We start from the raw sequence: 16191 nt of genomic DNA, 5'->3' as shown, positions 1-16191 counted from the left end.
ATCAAGGTGGCGCGCATCACTCAATTGCGCAGGACTGGCGCAAAAATACGTCACAGAAGATTTGCCTAATGGAAATTCCTGACGGTACGGTACCAAACTAGCCAGCCCGAGAGGGAGTCGCACTGACTTCTCCTGGAAGGATCGACCGGCACTGAGCCGGGATCTGCGGCTGGTAGGGGGCTCCCGGCAATGCGCAGGACAGTGCGCGCCGGTCAGATATAACAAACCCCGCCCCACAGACCACTTTTCCCCACTCCCCAGGAGAAAACACCCATGTCAACCATGCAGGAAACACCTCCCACGATGACAGCGTCGGCTCCCGCTGCGGACTCCATAGAGATGCGTCAGGCGGCACTCCCACGGCGTGCCCGCCCGCTGGCGATACTGAGGATCCTGCTGGGGTCGGTCTTTCTTTGGGCCTTCTTCGACAAGACCTTCGGCCTCGGTTTCGCCACAGCACCCGAGAAGGCCTGGATCGCGGGCGGCTCGCCCACCGCCGGCTACTTAGGCAGCGTGGAAGGTTCGTTCGCCGGACTGTTCCAGTCGCTGGCTGGCGCGCAGGTCGTGGACTGGGCCTTCATGCTTGGGCTGCTGGCCGTTGGTACGGCGCTGGTTCTTGGCATCGCGCTCCGCGCAGCCGCTATCGGCGGCACCGCCCTCATGATCCTGATGTGGCTGTCTTCGCTGCCGCTCAAGTCCAATCCGGTCATCGACGAGCACATCGTCTACGCGGCGGCAATGGTCGTCCTGGCCTCGGCACACGCCGGCAACACCTTTGGCCTGGGCCGCCAGTGGTCAGCACTGACGTCATCCCCGACCCTGCGCTGGTTGCGCTAAGCCCTGACGCATATCTAGAAGGATGTAGCTGGGTCCGTCGACCCAGCTACATCCTTCAGTAGCTCGTTCCCGGGATGACCTTGTACCCGCCGCTGTCCGCACTTACGGTGGAACCAGACGACAACGGAGGGCCTGAGATGACTGAGAAGAGCATTGAACAGTGGTGGCCGGAACTGCACACGGCAACCAAACAGTGGTTCCGGCAGAACCTGCGGGCCGAGAGCATCGAGTCGGATGTCGCCCTCGAGGTTTATGACGCGGGCGGCCCTGATCTGAAAGACACAACGCTCGCGCCGAAGGACTGGGACTTTATTGAGACGCAGTCCGAATTCGTCGACTAGGACCGCGAAAAAACTGACGGTCGCGGAAGCGTCAACCGGATTTCCGGTTGGCGCTTCCTGCCGTTCATGCGGGTGCCGCAGGATGGAACTATGACCCAGGGCTACAGCGCGGACTTCCTGCTGACCACCGTTGAACTTCCCCGTCCCGCAACCGCAGTGAAGGTGCTGGACTACACGCATTTCACGATCTGCCTCAACACCCAGCAACGGCTCGCGGAGCTGGCCGCCGTGAACATCGACGGCGACCAGCTCCAGGACTTGCCACGGGAAAACAGCTGGCGGCTGGATCCCAGGCTGGCCGCGGAGCTGCAGGCCGGTGAAGAGCTGTACCGCGGAAACGACCTGGACCGCGGGCACCTGGTGCGGCGGCTGGACCCGGTGTGGGGCAGCCGCGCCGACGCCGCCAAGGCCAATACCGAGACGTTTTTCTATACGAATGCGGCGCCGCAGGTGAATACCTTCAACCAGTCCAAGGAGCTGTGGCTGGGGCTGGAGGACTATCTCTTGGACCACGCGGACAATTACGACACCCGGCTAAGTGTCTTCACCGGTCCGGTCTTCGACAGTGCTGATCCGCAGTACCGGGGTTTTTCGATCCCACTACTGTTCTGGAAAGTAGCAGCCTGGCGTGCAGCCGAAGGAATTGCGAGCACGGCCTACATCCTGGACCAGTCTCCCTTGCTGGACGAGCTCGAACTGGAACGGCAGACCGCGGCGGCCACGGCAGCGGGCGAGATTCCGCCGCTCGGGCCGTACCGGACCTTCCAGGTTCCCGTGCAGGACGTCCAGTCCCTTACCGGACTCGGGCTGGAGCAGCTTGTTGCAGCCGACCGGTTCACCCCGCGTGGCCATGAGCGTGATGGACGCCCTCGGTGGCTCCTGTTGGAAAAGCCGGAGCAGATGCGGTTGAAGCCAGGGGCCGAATAGCGGACGGTCCAGGCTAGGCCAGCAGCCAGGCCGCGATGATGAGGGCCGGCACCGCCAGCGCCGAGGACAGCAGCACCACGTCGCGTGCCACGGTGATGCCGCGGCCGTAGCGGCTGGCGAAGAGGAAGACGTTCTGCGCCGAAGGCAGGGCCGCCATGATGACCGCCCCGAAGACCAGTTCTGCATCCAGTCGGAACAGGAACGTGGCCACCAGGTACGTGAGCAGCGGCATCACGGCTGATTTGAGGGCCGTGGCGACGATGACCTCGGTGCGGCCCTCGCTCACCTTCAGCGGACGGCTGCCGCGCAATGACATGCCGAAAGCCATCAGGACCAGCGGAACGGCCGCACCGCCCAGCAGCATCAGCGGCTCCCAGATCACCTCGGGAAGTTCGACGCCGGTCCAAGCCACGGCCACGCCCAGAAACGACGCGATGATCATCGGATTGCGGAACGGCTGCGTCAGGATGTTTTTCAGCGACGGTTTGCGTCCGGAGGAGAGATCCAGAATGGTCAGGTACGCCGGCGCCAGCAACAGCAGCTGGATCAGCAGCACCGGCGCCACCGGCGTCGCGTTCCCCAGGGCATAGAGGGCGATCGGAATGCCGATGTTGTTCGCGTTGACGTACGAGCTGGCCATGGCTCCCACCGCGGTTTCGGCGGCAGGACGGCGGAACCAGATCCGGCTCAGCAGCACATAAAGCCCCGCCGTCGCCAGCGCGGTGATCAGGGCAATCGGCACGTAGGCGGAGAAGACCGCCTCCAGATCCGCCTGGGCGAGCACGGTAAACAGCAGCGCCGGGTTGGTAATGAAGAAGGCGGTCTGGGTCAGCGCCTGTCCGGCGTGCGGGCCGCCGATCTGGAAGCGGGCGGCAATGTAGCCAACCACAATGACGGCGCCGACTATGGCGAAACCAATCAGGACGCCGACCAACACATACCTCCGTATTTCAGGCAAAAAGGGTCCGGCCCCGCCGCCTGGGACAGCGGGGCCGGACCCTTCGACTTTACTAGTGGACCAGGTTGCCTAGCGCACCAGCGCCGGCCGCTTCGGATTGAACTCCCAGCCAGGCACCAGATACTGCATGGCGGCGGCGTCGTCGCGTGCGCCGAGCCCGTGTTCGAGGTAGAGCTGGTGCGCGGCCTCGAGCGCCTGCCGGTCCAGCTCGACGCCGAGGCCCGGACGCGCCGGAACCTCGATGTAGCCGCCCTTGATCTGCAGCGGGTCCGTGGTCAACCCCTGGCCGTCCTGCCAGATCCAGTGCGTGTCCAACGCAGTGATCTTGCCCGGTGCCGCAGCGCCGACCTGGGTAAACATGGCCAGCGAGATGTCGAAGTGGTTGTTCGAGTGCGAACCCCAAGTGAGGCCGAAGTCGTTGCACAGCTGCGCCACCCGGACCGAGCCCTGCATGGTCCAGAAATGCGGGTCCGCCAGCGGAATATCGACGGCGTTGGTCCGGATGGCGTGGGCCATCTGCCGCCAGTCCGTGGCAATCATGTTGGTGGCCGTCGGCAGGCCGGTGGCTCGCCGGAACTCCGCCATGGTCTCGCGGCCGGAGTACGTGCCCTCCGGGCCACACGGATCCTCGGCGTAAGCCAGGACGTTGCCCAGCCCGCTGCAGAGCTCGATGGCTTCCTGCATCAGCCAGCCGCCGTTGGGATCAAGCGTGATCCGGGCTTCCGGGAAACGCTTGGCCAGCGCGGTCACCGCGGCGACCTCTTCCTTGCCCGAGAGTACGCCGCCCTTGAGCTTGAAGTCCTGGAACCCGTAGCGCTGCTGGGCGGCTTCGGCCAGGGCAACAATCGCCTCCGGCGTCATGGCCTCCTCGCGGCGCAGCCGTTCCCAATCGTCGGCAGGGTTGTCCTCGGCCAGATACGGCAGGTCGGTCTTCTTGCGGTCCGCAACGTAGAACAGGTAGCCAAGCATCTGGACCTTGTCCCGCTGCTGGCCTTCGCCGAGGAGCTCGGCCACCGGCACGCCCAGGTGCTGACCCATCAGGTCCAGCAGCCCGGATTCCAATGCGGTGACGGCGTGGATGGTGGTCCTCAGATCGAAGGTCTGGGCGCCGCGTCCACCCGCATCCCGGTCGGCGAAAGTGACGGAGACCTTGCGCAGGAGCTGCCGGTACAGGGAGACTGGCTGGCCGACGAGGATGCTGCCGGCTTCCTCGATCGTGCTGCGGATGGCTTCGCCGCCGGGCACTTCACCTAAGCCGGTATTGCCGTTGCTGTCGGTGATGATGGCGATGTTCCGCGTGAAGAACGGGCCGTGGGCACCGCTGAGGTTCAGCAGCATGCTGTCGTGGCCGGCAACCGGGACGGCTTCGACCGAGACGATCGTGGGGGTGTTGCTTGCCATGCGCTAGTCCTTCGGGGTTTCTACGCTGCCGTCGAGGCGGCGGTTCAGTTTCCACGGGTTGTTGACCTGCAGCGGTTCCGGCAGGAGTTCGGCCGGAACGTTCTGGTAGCTGACCGGGCGCTGGAAGCGGTGGATGGCCAGGCTGCCTACGGAGGTGGACCGTGAGTCGGACGTTGCCGGGAACGGCCCGCCGTGGACCATGGCATGTCCAACTTCGACGCCGGTGGGCCAGCCGTTGAAGAGGATGCGGCCGACCCTGCGCTCCAGTACGGGGAGCAGCTCGCGGGCCGCTGCCTCGTCGCCCGGTGCGTAATGGACGGTCGCGGTGAGCTGCCCCTGGAGGTTCTCGGTGGCGGTGGCGAGTTCGGCCGCGTCCGAGTAGCGCACGAAGAGCCCGGCTGCGCCGAAGACTTCCTCCTGCAGCCGCGGGGAGGCCGCGAAGTTCTCCGCAGTGGTGCTGAACAGCCGCGGTGCCGGGGCGTTCTCGGTGGCGCCCGGAGTGCCCTCGGCGACCTGCTCCACGCCGTCGGCCGCTGCCAGTTCCTTCACGCCTTCTTCCCAGGCGCCGGCGATGCCCGGCGTGAGCATGGTCTGGCCCGCGCAGGAACGCAGCGAGCCGGCTGCGGCGTTGATGAAGGCGTCGCCGGTTTTGCCTTCGGGGACAAAGACCAGCCCGGGGTTGGTGCAGAACTGGCCTGCCCCCATGGTCAGTGATCCGACGAAGTCGCCGGCCAGCGCGGCCGCATCGTCGGCGATGGCGCCGGGCAGGACAAACACGGGGTTGATGGAGGACATCTCGGCGTACACCGGGATCGGCTCCGGCCGCGCCGCTGCGGTCTTCATCAAGGCGATGCCGCCGGCCTGCGAGCCGGTGAAGCCCACGGCCTTGATGCGCGGATCCGCCACGAGCGCCTGGCCGACCGAGCGGCCGGCACCGAAGAGCAGCGAGAAGACGCCGTCGGGCAGGTCGCTGTCCTTGACAGCCTTCGCCACGGCCTGGCCCACCAGCTCGGCGGTGCCCGGGTGGGCGTTGTGCGCCTTGACGATCACCGGGCAGCCGGCGGCCAGGGCGGAGGCGGTGTCCCCGCCGGCGGTGGAGAACGCCAGCGGGAAGTTGCTGGCGCCGAACACGGCCACCGGGCCCAGCGGAATGTGGCGCTGGCGGATGTCCAGGCGGGCCGCCGGTTTGCGGTCCGGCTGCGCCGGATCGATGCGGACCTGCAGGTGGTCGCCCTGACGGACGACGGCGGCGAACATCCGCAGTTGGCCGATGGTACGGCCGCGTTCGCCTTCCAGCCGGCCGGCGGGCAGGCCGGTTTCGGCCGTGCCGCGTTCGGTCAGCTCGGCGCCGATGGCTTCGATGTTGTCGGCGATGCGCTCAAGGAACGCTGCGCGCACCTCGGGGGAGGTGGCGCGGTAGGTGTCGAAGGCTGCTTCGGCTGCTTTGGTGGCGTCTTCGAGCTGCGCCACGCTGACCATGCCGAAGGCAGGCTCAAGCTTTTCGCCGGTGGCCGGATTGATGGCATTGACCTCGCCGTCGGTCCCGTTGACCGGGGTGCCGGCGATGATGGAATTTCCTGTAATGGGCACGGGCAATCTCCTAGCTGATTTTGTTGATCAGGGTGGTCAGTTCGTGCAGGTCGGACTCGGTGAGGTCCTGCAGCGGCGGGCGGACCTTGCCGCCGTCGCGGCCCACGGCGGTCAGGCCGGCCTTGACGATGGACACGCCGTAGCCCTTCACCCGGTCGCGGATGTCGAGGTACGGAATGACGAAGTCGTTGAGCTTCTGGTAGACGGCCGTGCGGTTTTCGGCGCGGACGTCCTGGTAGAAACCGAGCGCGAATTCGGGCACGAAGTTGAACATCGCCGAGGAGTACGTGCTCACGCCGAGCTGCAGCAGCGGCAGCGCGAAGGTCTCCGCCGTCGGCAGTCCGCCGATGTAGGCGAGGCGCTCGCCCACCTTGGCGTAGATCCGGGTCATCTGCTCGATGTTGCCGATGCCGTCCTTGAAACCGATCAGGTTCGGGTTGCGTTCGGCCAGGATGGCCACCGAGGTGTCCGTCAGGACGGCGTTCGCCCGGCTGTAGACGATGACGCCCAGGTTGGTGGCGCGGCAGACGGCGCTGACGTGCTCGATCAGGCCTTCCTGGTCCGCCTCGGTCAGGTACGGCGGCAGCAGCAGCAGCCCGTCCGCACCGGCGGCCTCGGCAGACTTCGCCTGCTCGATGGCCTGGAAGGTCGGTCCGGTGGCGGAGGCCAGGACGGGGACCTTGCCGCCGATTTCATCCACCGCAACCCGGACCACGCGGTCCATTTCCGCCATGGTGAGGGAGAAGCCTTCACCCGTGCCGCCGCCGGCGAAGAGACCCGCCACGTCGTAGCCGGCCTGCCAGGCGAGGTGCTCGCGGTACCGGGCCTCGTCAAACTGCAAGTCCGCATCGAAGTGCGTTACCGGAAAAGAGAGCAGACCGGATTTGATCTGGGTTGCCAATTCGGCCGGGTTCAGCTGTGCCACGTGTTGTGTCCTTAGGTCGGCGGCGCCAGGTCCTTGCCTTAGCGCCGAAAGGGGGGTTGCATTGCTGCCAGCCTAGAAACACTTTCGATGCATGTCCAAGAGTGTTTTTGTATGGTTTGATACCTTCCCTGCATTACGACGGCGGAGCCCGCGGCGCAGAGGATGAATCAGGCCTGCTCGATCAGGTCCATCACCCGGTGCAGCGCCGGATTCCGGGCATCGCGCTGCCAAATGGCATATAGCTCCACGGGGTCTTCGCCGAAGCCCTCGACACGTGCGTACTCCACGCCGTCGATGCCCAGCACACTGGCCGACTGCGGGACCAGCGCGATCCCGCGGCCGGCCGCCACCAGCAGCACCATGGTCAGGATCTGGCTCACGGTATGGACAAAGTTCGTGTTGGTCACCGGCAGGGTCCTGACCACCAGGTCGTAGAAGTAGCGCGCCTGGGTGGGGGAGTGCATGATCAGGTCTTCATTGCGCAGGTCCTCCCCGGTGATAGCGCGCCCGAGCCGCCCCAGCGGGTGTCCCGCCGGCAGGGCGGCCACCATCGGCTCCCGGTACAGCAGCCGCGAATCGAACAGCTCCTCATCAAAGGGCGGCCGGGCCAGGCCGATGTCGATCTCACCCTTCACCAGGGCCGGAATCTGTTCGCGCGTCACCATCTCCGTAAGCTCGACGTCGATCTCCGGCAGGTGCGTCCCGATCTCGTTCAGCAGGGCGCCCAGCAGCCCGTAGGTGGAGGCCGCAGTGAAGCCGATGCGGATGGTGCCTGCCGCGCCGGCAGAGATCCGGCGGGCAAGATCCGGGGCACTGTCCGCCAAGGCGAGCAGTTTGTGTGCCTCGACGAGGAAGGCCTCGCCGGCCGACGTGAGCGTCACCCGGCGGTTGTCCCGCTCGAAGAGCTGTACCTGGATGGCCCGCTCAAGCTTTTGGATCTGCCTGCTCAGGGGAGGCTGGGTCATATTGAGGCGTTCTGCGGCGCGGCCGAAGTGGAGTTCTTCGGCAACGGCCACAAAGCCGCGAAGCTGGTCGAGTGAGTACATGATGCACAGAGGGTATCACTTCATGCCTTATTGGGCTTGGACAAGTATCATGAACTGTCCCTAGGCTTCCAGAAGCACTTTGCAGTGGTGATGGGCCTCACAACCGTTCACGGGCCTGCAGCGACACCCTGCACCATCTAAGAGGAGACTTAAATGTTCGCATCCAAGCTCACCCGCCGCGCGGCCGTGTCCGCGAGTGCGGGCCTGGCGCTTGCCTTGGGTCTGACCGCCTGCGGCGGCAACGTTGCCGACTCGGGGGCAGCCGCAGACGGCAGCGAGTTCCCATCCGGCCCCGTGACGTTGACCATCGGCCAGGATCCGGGCGGCAGCACCGACCTCATCGGCCGCGCACTGGCCGAGAACGCCGCAGACCCGCTGGGCGTGGCCATTCCCGTGGTCAACAAGCCGGGTGCCAACGGCGCCCTGGCCACTAAGGAAGTTGCGGGTATGGAGCCGGACGGCCAGAACCTGATTCTGCTCAACGCCTCCCTGATCACCATCACCCCGCTGGCCGTCAGCGAAGAGGAAGCGGTCTCGCTGGATGACGTCGAGGTCATCACCGGCATCTCCCAGGACGACTACGTTCTGGTGGCCAACGCCGAGTCCGGCCTGACGACCATGGAAGATATCACCAGCGCCGACAAGAAGTTCAACTTCGCCACCACCGGCGTCGGCACCGGCAGCCAACTGGCCCAAGCATTGCTGTTCAAGCAGGCCGCGGTCGAGGGAACCGATGTTCCGTTCGACGGCGGCTCCCCGGCCATGACCGCACTGCTGGGCAACCAGGTGGACCTAGCGACCATCCAGCTGGGCGAGGCCATGCCGCAGATCGAGGCGGGCAAACTGACCCCGATCGTGACGTTCTCCGAAGAGCGCAACCAGTACCTGCCGGACACACCCACCGCCATCGAGGCCGGTTACGACGTTCCGGTGTCCCAGTACCGCGCCGTGGCCGCACCTAAGGGCACCCCGGAGCCGGTCCTGGCCGAGCTGAAGGAAGCCTTCACGGCGGCATTCGAATCCGAGGCCTACAAGGAATTCAACGAGCAGAACCTGTTCACTCCGACCCAGATCGATGGCGAGCAGCTGGCCGAAGACTGGAAGGGTTACGCCGAGAAGTACAAGGCCCTCACCGAGGAATACGGCGTTGATCTCGGAGGCACGAAGTGACATCACCAACCGGTGATGGTTCCAACCTCGGCGGCAGCGACGTGCGTGCTGCCGCCGAGGCGGGCTCCGTGCTTGACGACCTGACGCCGGAGCAGATCGCGGCCGAATGGGACGAGGACAAGCCCCCTGCGGCAGGCCCGCTGGCGAACATTGCGGCAGCAGCCGTCGTCGTCGTTATTGGAGTGGCCGGCATTGTCCTGTCCCTGGCCATGGGGCTGGGGACGCCAGAGGCGCCCGAACCGGGTATGTGGCCGTTCATCATCAGCGTAGTGCTGGTTGTCCTGGCCGTTGCGCTCGCAGTCTTTGGCCGGAAGACGCTGGATGCGGAGAAATTCTCCTCGTCCAGTTGGGCCGTGCTCGCCGGTGTCGGCACGCTGATCGGATTCGTGCTTCTTGTGGGAACCATCGGTTTTGAGATCCCGTCGCTGCTGCTGACCTTCGTCTGGCTGAGGTTCCTGGGCAAGGAAACCTGGCGGATGTCCACGGTGCTCAGCTTCGCCGTTGTCGCCGCCTTCTACCTGATCTTCGTCGTGGCCCTCAGCGTGCCCGTCCCGCATTTGTTCTAGGGAAGACTCATGGAATTTTTTGAACCGGTGATCAACGGTTTCGGCGTCGTGCTGGAACCGATGAACCTGTTGTACTGCCTGCTCGGCGTCATGATCGGCATGCTGATCGGTGTGCTGCCTGGCCTCGGCCCCGCCGCCACCATCGCGATCCTGCTGCCCCTGACCTACGGCGTGGAGCCGGTCACCGCGATCATCATGCTGGCCGGCATCTTCTACGGTGCGCAGTACGGCGGCACCATCACCTCCGTGCTGCTGCGGCTGCCGGGCGAGGCCTCCGCCGTTGTCACGGTGTTCGACGGTTACGCGCTGGCTAGACAGGGCAAGGCCGGAACGGCGCTGGGCATCGCGGCCATTGGATCCTTCATCGGCGGCACCGTCTCCATCATCGGCCTGACCCTGCTGGCCCCCATCGTCGCCGGCTTCGCACTGGACTTCGGCCCGCCGGAATACACCGCCCTGGCGTTGCTGGGAATCCTCCTGGTGGCCACGGTCAGCAACGGCGGCAAACTCAAATCCGTCATCGCCGCGGGCCTCGGCCTGCTGCTGGCCACGGTGGGCCGCGACGGCTTCACCGGCGAATCCCGCTTCACCTTCGGCAGCCTCTCGCTGGCCGACGGCCTAGACTTCGTACCGATCGCCATGGGCATCTTCGGGCTCGGCGAAATCCTCTACAACCTGGAGCAGCGCCACAACAAGGTGCAGGCTCCCGCGAAGGTGGCCAACGTCTGGCCCTCGCGGCAGGATCTCAAGCAGTCCTCCGGCGCCATCGGCCGCGGCTCCGTCCTGGGCTTCTTCCTGGGCATCCTGCCCGGCGGCGGCGCCACGCTCTCCTCGCTGGCCGCCTACGCCATGGAGAAGAAGCGCGCCAAGAACCCCGAGCGCTTCGGCCGCGGCGCGGTTGAAGGTGTGGCCGCACCGGAATCGGCCAACAACGCGGCGGCAACGTCGTCGTTCATCCCGTTGCTGACCCTGGGCATACCCGCCAACGCCACCATGGCGATCATCTTTGGCGCGCTGCTGATCCAAGGTGTCACGCCCGGTCCGCAGCTGGTGGAAAACGACCCGGAACTCTTCTGGGGCGTGGTGAACTCGATGTACATCGGGAACATCCTGCTGCTGATCATGTCCATCCCGCTGGTGGGCGTCTTCGTCAAGATCTTGCGCGTGCGGGCCGCCATCCTGGCCCCAATCACAGTGCTAATCACGCTGATCGGCGTCTACACCATCCGCAACAGCGTCTTCGACATCTGGCTGGTCATCTTCTTCGGCGTAATCGGCTACCTGATGAAGAAGTTCGGCTTCGAACCCGGGCCGCTGGTGCTGGCCTTTGTGCTCGGCGCCCTGCTGGAAGAGAACCTGCGCCGTTCGCTGCTGGTCTTCGGCGGCGACGCGGCTGGCTTTGTCAGCCGTCCTATTTCCGGCGTGCTGCTGCTGGTCTTCCTGATGGTGATTTTCCTGCCGCTAATCCAGACTCTGTTCAAGAAAGCCCGCGCCAAAAAGGCCACCAACACCGACGATCCGTCGCGGAAGAATGAAAAGGAATCAGTATGAGTATTCTGGTCGGCTACCTGCCCACACCCGAAGGCGAAGCCGCGCTGACGGCTGGCATTGAAGAAGCCAAGCTGCGCGGGCTGGACATGGTAATCCTCAATTCTCCGCGCAAGGGAGCCCCGGTGGATGCCGCACTGGCCTCGCCCGAACAGGTTGCCGAGCTGGTGCAGCGGGCCGCGGACGCGGGCATTACCGCCACCGTCCGCCAGCCCGGCCACACCGATGACCTGACGGACGAGTTCATGGACGTGGCAGAGGCTGTCAACGCGTCCCTGATCGTCATCGGCCTCCGCCGACGCTCGCAGGTGGGCAAGTTCATCATGGGCAGCCAGGCCCAGCGGATCCTGCTCCAGGCGGACCGCCCGGTACTCGCGGTCAAGGCGCCGGACGGCCTCTAAATACCACGTACGACGGCGGCTGCCGGCCTTTTCATTCGAAAGGCGGGCAGCCGCCGTTGTGCTTTGGGAGAATTGCGGGCCAGCGTGGAACGGCCCGGTTTGTGCGAGTCTTGTGCGGCCAGGCCGAGTGGGCTAGTCGGGGCGGCGGGCCAACCGTGCCCGGGAGTTGGCCAGATGGGTGCGCATGGCGGCGGCGGCGGATTGTGCGTCCTGCCGGCCGATGGCGTCGAAGACCGTCTCGTGTTCGAAGGCCACACGGGAGAAGTGCGTCTCCTCGCCGTCGTCGTTGTTCGCCAGCAGTCGGGTCTGGGGCATCGCGATCATTGCGGGGCCAAGCGAGGCGAGCAGATCCACGTAGAACCGGTTGTTGGTGGCCACGGCAATGGCCCGGTGGAACCGGAAGTCTGCCTCCACCGCCTCGCTGGGCATGTTCCGGACGGAGCGGAAGTCCGCCAGCGCGCCGCCGATCTTGGCCAGCTGGGTGGGGGTACGGCGCAGCGCGGCCAGGGCCGCGGCCTCCACCTCCAGGCCGAGCCGGAAGTCGAGCAGCTGCAGCCGGTCCTCGGGGGTGCGGATCTGCTCCGGCCCGGCGGTGAAGGACTCCTCGCTGGGCCGGGTCAGCACATAGGTGCCCTTGCCGCGGTAGGTTTCCACAAGCCCGGCCGCCTGCAGCCGCGAGATCGCCTCGCGGATGACGGTGCGGCTGACGGCGAACTGCTCCATGAGCGCGCTTTCGGCCGGCAGCTTGTCGCCCGGGCCGATGCCGCCGTCGACAATGCTGCTCCTGATCTGCTCCACCACGGAGTGGGTGAGGCTGCGGGAGTAACCGCGGTCGACGGCGGCGGGCTCGGCCATGTTGGTCCTTGTGGTTCTCGGCGGGGTGGTTCTGGGCGGGCTAGTTCGTGCCGAACTCTACCGTGTCCGTGGTCCAGGCATGGGCCTGCTCGCTGAGCGTGAAGCCCAGGCCCGGCCGGTTGGGGACGATCATGCGGCCGTCGCGGGTTTCCAGCCGCTCGTTGAACAGCGGGTTGAGCCACTCGAAGTGCTCCACCCAAGGCTCGCGTGGGTAGGCCGCGGCCAGGTGCAGGTGGATCTCCATGGCGAAATGCGGTGCCAGCTGGAGCCCGGCCTGGTCCGCCAGGGTTGCCAGGCGGAGGAAGGGCGTGATCCCGCCGATCCGCGGGGCGTCCGGCTGGATGATGTCCACGCTGCGGTTGTTGATCAAGCTGATGTGCTCGGTGACGCTGGAGAGCATCTCGCCGGTGGCGATCGAGGTGTCCAGGGCGTTGGCCAGCTGGGCGTGGCCTTCGGCGTCGTAAGCATCCAGGGGTTCCTCGATCCAGACCAGGTTGAACTGCTCCAGCACCCGGCCGAAGCGCATGGCCGTGGGCCGGTCCCACTGCTGGTTGGCATCGACCATCAGCGGCACGTCGTCGCCGAGGTGCTCGCGCACGGCGGTGACGCGGGCCAGGTCAAGCTTGGTATCCGGCTGGCCCACCTTGATCTTGATGCCTCCGATGCCCGCGGCCAGCGAGGCGCTGGCGCGCTCCTTGACCTCCTCGATGGGGGCTTGCAGGAAGCCGCCGGAGGTGTTGTAGGTCTGCACGGAATCGCGGTAGGCGCCGAGCAGTTTGGCCAGCGGGAGGTTCGCCCGCTTGGCCTTGAGGTCGTAGAGCGCGATGTCCAGTGCGGCGATGGCCTGGGTGGCGACGCCGCTGCGGCCCACCGAGGCGCCGGCCCAGAGCAGCTTCTGGTAGACCCGGCCGATGTCATTGGGGTCCTCGCCGATCAGGTTGTCCGCGACCTCCTTGGCGTGAGCGTACTGGGCGGGGCCGCCGGCGCGCTTGGAGTAGCTGAAGCCAATGCCGTGGTGGCCGTCCTGCGTGGTGATCTCGGCGAAGAGGAACACGATCTCGGTCATCGGCTTCTGTCGCCCGGTCAGGACTTTGGCATCGCTGATTGGCGTCTGCAGCGGGAGTGTCAGCGTCGAGAGCTTCACATGCCGGATGCGGTCAGTGGTGGCTTCACCGCCCGAGATGGCGGCGAGTGGATTGGAGAAGGTGGTGGCAGTCATCGGGGTCCTTTAATCGGGTGGGCGATGCTTGAAATAGTACAAGTGCCAGACTTGTACTACAAGTGCTTTCTGCGGCAGGCACTGCGGGAACGCATGTATGTTGGTTTCAAGCCGCCCCTGAGCGGTCCCGATGACATTCTCGAAGAGGAGACCCCGATGGCAGGAATCATCATTGTTGGCGTGGATGGCAGCGAAACTTCGATGAAGGCCGCCCGAACTGCCGCGCAGCTTGCCGCCGGACTCTCGGCGGAGCTGAGGGTGGTCACCGCCCATGCGACCGACAACGCCGAGGTGGTGCGCATCGGGAACGACAAGTGGTACCTGTCGGATTCGGCAACGGCCGAAAAAGTGGCCAAGAAGGCTGCCGAGGATCTCGCCACGGAGGGGCTTCATGCCAGCTATGCCGCGCTGCATGGCAAGCCGCAGGACGTCCTGATCGAGGAGGCCGAGCGGGTGAACGCGCAGCTTATCGTGGTGGGCAACGTGGGGATGAAGGGACTGGGACGTGTGCTCGGCAGCGTGGCAACGTCCGTGGCGCAGCGCGCGTCCTGCGACGTGTACATCGCCAAGACCGACTCCTGAGAGCGGGCACCTGATTGAACCCGCTGAAGGTGGCTGACCGCGCCCTCGTTCCGCACTTCGAAGTCATGAAGATCCTGCACCGGGTCGCCCAGATGCGGGCGGCGGGACGGGACGTGATTTCGCTTTGCGCCGGCGAACCCTCCGGCGGGGCGCCGCGGGGAGTGTCCGCGAAGGCTGCGGAGGTTCACGCGTCCGGCATACCCCTGACGTACACCAGCGCGTTGGGGATCAGCGAACTGCGCGAAGCCGTGGCGGGGCACTACCGCCGCTGGTACCGGTTGGAAGTCGAAGCCGACGAGGTGGCCATCACCACCGGCTCCTCGGGGGCGTTCATGCTCACGTTCCTAGCCGCCTTCAACCCGGGCGACCGCGTGGCGCTGGCCCGGCCCGGGTACCCCGCCTACCGGAACATCCTCAGCTCGCTGGGCTGCGAAGTGGTGGAGATCGACTGCGGTCCGGCCGAGCGCTACCAGCCGACGCCGGCTCTGCTGGACGCCGCAGCCGCCGCCCACGGTCCGCTCGCCGGACTGATCCTCGCCTCGCCTGCTAACCCCACGGGGACGATGGTCTCCCGTGCGGAGCTTGCAGCGCTGACGCAGTGGTGTGCGGCCAGCGGGGTGCGGCTGGTCAGCGACGAAATCTACCACGGCATCACTTACCCCGCCGACCCCCAGGCTCCCGACGCCCGAGGTGTGTGTGCCTGGGAACTGGACCGGACCGGCGTCGTCATTTCCTCGTTTTCGAAGTACTGGGGGATGACCGGCTGGCGGCTGGGCTGGGCACTGATGCCGCGGGACCTGGCTCCGGCGATGGAAGCGCTCGCCGGCAATGTGGCGCTGTGCCCTCCTGCGCCGGCTCAACTGGCGGCCGTCGAAGCCTTCAGCGAGGATTCCTACAGCCAGGCGAAGGCTGCCGTGGCCGAGTTCGCCGCGATCCGGCGGATCCTGCTGGACAACCTCGGCAGGCTGCAGTGGGGAACGGCCGCGCCGGCAGACGGGGCGTTCTATCTCTACGCCGAGCTGGGGGACCAGTTGGCCGGTTTCGCGGACTCGGGCGAGTATTGTCGGGCGCTGCTGGAGCAGGAAGGTGTCGCGCTGGTGCCGGGCTCCGATTTCGACGCCGTTCGCGGCCGCCGGTCCGTCAGGCTCTCTTTTGCTGCGGGTCGGGAGGCCGTGGCCGAAGCCGTGGAGCGGATCATCCGCTTCCAGGAGAGCCGCAGCCAAGCCTGAAGGGCGCCGGGTCAGTTATAAGCCGGCCACGAGGAGGTTGGCGTGCAGCTGGGCCCAGCCTTCGTCCACGAGCTTCTCGGCATTGAAACCATCGGGCACCAGTATGGCTTCGACGCCGCCGGTCATCAGGGAGACTGGAGCGCTTTGTGAGCATCCCGATCCCCAGTCCCGTTCCTGACCGCGGTCCACGATGACGCAGACGGCTGATGCAGCGGACGCAACCGCTGGCTTTGCCACATAGAACGAGACTTCGTCTGCTTCCCCTAACAATCGTGAGGAAGCGGTGTTGATCCGCGCGTCCTGCACGTAGGCCGGAAGGGCATCTCCTGCCGTGGCGTCCTGCTCGAGTGCGGCAACGCCCTCCGGGTCGCCGCTGCACCCCGCCAATGCCAGTACCGTGAGGACTCCGCTGACGGACAGGATGAGCTTTCGCATCGGACCTGCCTTTCCCTGTGACGTTTCACCTGAATCTAGCCCGAACCGGTGCAGCTTTGATGTGCTGCCAGGTTTCGTTTTGGTGACGTTGTTGGCGGGGAAGCGGTTTGGGCACCGAACTGTTGCCAGTGCGGCGGATCGCATACACTCCCTCCACAGCC

The 16191-nt window shown here is 65.9% G+C and carries 17 protein-coding genes; 9 read left to right on the top strand and 8 right to left on the bottom strand.

Annotated elements, in window-relative coordinates; genetic code table 11:
• Nucleotides 1-273: 273 nt before the first annotated feature.
• The 3 genes from AC5RWO_RS04350 (at nucleotide 274) to AC5RWO_RS04340 (ending at nucleotide 2105) form a co-directional block, all read left to right on the top strand.
• Nucleotides 274-837 carry a hypothetical protein gene (locus tag AC5RWO_RS04350; protein WP_498729670.1) on the top strand — a complete coding sequence of 188 codons (564 nt, stop codon included), beginning with the start codon at nucleotides 274-276 and terminating at the stop codon, nucleotides 835-837.
• A gap of 137 nt (nucleotides 838-974) precedes the next feature.
• Complete coding sequence (locus AC5RWO_RS04345) at nucleotides 975-1178, top strand: hypothetical protein (RefSeq protein ID WP_498729668.1); 204 nt, start codon at nucleotides 975-977, stop codon at nucleotides 1176-1178.
• Between the two features lie 90 nt (nucleotides 1179-1268).
• Nucleotides 1269-2105 carry a DNA/RNA non-specific endonuclease gene (locus AC5RWO_RS04340; RefSeq protein WP_498729667.1) on the top strand — a complete coding sequence of 279 codons (837 nt, stop codon included), beginning with the start codon at nucleotides 1269-1271 and terminating at the stop codon, nucleotides 2103-2105.
• A gap of 13 nt (nucleotides 2106-2118) precedes the next feature.
• On the opposite strand, the gene AC5RWO_RS04335 is transcribed toward AC5RWO_RS04340, so the two are convergent.
• The 5 genes from AC5RWO_RS04335 to AC5RWO_RS04315 all read right to left on the bottom strand — a co-directional run bounded on the left by AC5RWO_RS04335 (nucleotide 2119) and on the right by AC5RWO_RS04315 (nucleotide 8025).
• Nucleotides 2119-3039, bottom strand: coding sequence for an AEC family transporter (locus AC5RWO_RS04335; RefSeq protein WP_498730088.1), 921 nt, complete (start codon nucleotides 3037-3039; stop codon nucleotides 2119-2121).
• Nucleotides 3040-3132: 93 nt separating this feature from the next.
• Nucleotides 3133-4464, bottom strand: a complete 1332-nt coding sequence (locus AC5RWO_RS04330) for an enolase C-terminal domain-like protein (protein ID WP_498729665.1) — start codon at nucleotides 4462-4464, stop codon at nucleotides 3133-3135.
• Nucleotides 4465-4467: 3 nt separating this feature from the next.
• On the bottom strand, nucleotides 4468-6054 hold the full coding sequence (locus tag AC5RWO_RS04325) for an aldehyde dehydrogenase (NADP(+)) (protein ID WP_498729663.1): 1587 nt from the start codon (nucleotides 6052-6054) through the stop codon (nucleotides 4468-4470).
• Between the two features lie 10 nt (nucleotides 6055-6064).
• Complete coding sequence (gene kdgD / locus AC5RWO_RS04320; protein WP_498729661.1) at nucleotides 6065-6979, bottom strand: 5-dehydro-4-deoxyglucarate dehydratase; 915 nt, start codon at nucleotides 6977-6979, stop codon at nucleotides 6065-6067.
• A gap of 167 nt (nucleotides 6980-7146) precedes the next feature.
• Nucleotides 7147-8025 (bottom strand): LysR family transcriptional regulator, encoded by an 879-nt coding sequence (locus AC5RWO_RS04315; RefSeq protein ID WP_498729659.1) that lies wholly within the window; start codon nucleotides 8023-8025, stop codon nucleotides 7147-7149.
• A 153-nt stretch (nucleotides 8026-8178) separates the two neighbouring features.
• On the opposite strand from AC5RWO_RS04315, the gene AC5RWO_RS04310 reads away from it, so the two are divergent.
• From AC5RWO_RS04310 to AC5RWO_RS04295, 4 genes are read left to right on the top strand one after another with little or no spacing between them, the layout of a single operon-like run.
• On the top strand, nucleotides 8179-9195 hold the full coding sequence (locus AC5RWO_RS04310; RefSeq protein ID WP_498729657.1) for a Bug family tripartite tricarboxylate transporter substrate binding protein: 1017 nt from the start codon (nucleotides 8179-8181) through the stop codon (nucleotides 9193-9195).
• Nucleotides 9192-9761 carry a tripartite tricarboxylate transporter TctB family protein gene (locus AC5RWO_RS04305; RefSeq protein WP_498729655.1) on the top strand — a complete coding sequence of 190 codons (570 nt, stop codon included), beginning with the start codon at nucleotides 9192-9194 and terminating at the stop codon, nucleotides 9759-9761. The genes AC5RWO_RS04310 and AC5RWO_RS04305 overlap by 4 nt, the downstream gene beginning before the upstream one ends.
• Before the next feature lie 9 nt (nucleotides 9762-9770).
• Nucleotides 9771-11312: a tripartite tricarboxylate transporter permease gene (locus AC5RWO_RS04300; protein ID WP_498729653.1), complete on the top strand. Its 1542-nt coding sequence runs from the start codon at nucleotides 9771-9773 to the stop codon at nucleotides 11310-11312.
• Nucleotides 11309-11710 (top strand): universal stress protein, encoded by a 402-nt coding sequence (locus AC5RWO_RS04295; protein ID WP_498729652.1) that lies wholly within the window; start codon nucleotides 11309-11311, stop codon nucleotides 11708-11710. Before AC5RWO_RS04300 ends, AC5RWO_RS04295 begins: the two co-directional genes overlap by 4 nt.
• A 132-nt stretch (nucleotides 11711-11842) precedes the next feature.
• Here AC5RWO_RS04295 and AC5RWO_RS04290 read toward each other — a convergent pair whose 3' ends face one another.
• Both AC5RWO_RS04290 and AC5RWO_RS04285 read right to left on the bottom strand, forming a co-directional pair.
• Nucleotides 11843-12565, bottom strand: a complete 723-nt coding sequence (locus AC5RWO_RS04290; protein WP_498729650.1) for a FadR/GntR family transcriptional regulator — start codon at nucleotides 12563-12565, stop codon at nucleotides 11843-11845.
• A gap of 40 nt (nucleotides 12566-12605) precedes the next feature.
• Nucleotides 12606-13784: an L-talarate/galactarate dehydratase gene (locus AC5RWO_RS04285; protein WP_498729649.1), complete on the bottom strand. Its 1179-nt coding sequence runs from the start codon at nucleotides 13782-13784 to the stop codon at nucleotides 12606-12608.
• A 156-nt stretch (nucleotides 13785-13940) separates the two neighbouring features.
• Between AC5RWO_RS04285 and AC5RWO_RS04280 the strand changes: the two genes are divergently transcribed.
• Nucleotides 13941-14366, top strand: coding sequence for a universal stress protein (locus AC5RWO_RS04280; protein ID WP_498729648.1), 426 nt, complete (start codon nucleotides 13941-13943; stop codon nucleotides 14364-14366).
• A 65-nt stretch (nucleotides 14367-14431) separates the two neighbouring features.
• Nucleotides 14432-15595: a pyridoxal phosphate-dependent aminotransferase gene (locus tag AC5RWO_RS04275; RefSeq protein ID WP_498730086.1), complete on the top strand. Its 1164-nt coding sequence runs from the start codon at nucleotides 14432-14434 to the stop codon at nucleotides 15593-15595.
• Between the two features lie 15 nt (nucleotides 15596-15610).
• Here AC5RWO_RS04275 and AC5RWO_RS04270 read toward each other — a convergent pair whose 3' ends face one another.
• Entirely contained in the window at nucleotides 15611-16030 is a 420-nt protein-coding gene (locus AC5RWO_RS04270) for a hypothetical protein (protein WP_498729644.1), read from the bottom strand.
• Nucleotides 16031-16191 lie beyond the last annotated feature (161 nt).

The organism is Arthrobacter sp. B055-34, from assembly GCF_059090425.1.
Note: the sequence above shows the minus strand (reverse complement) of the source record. Positions and strands in the feature narration are given on the sequence as shown.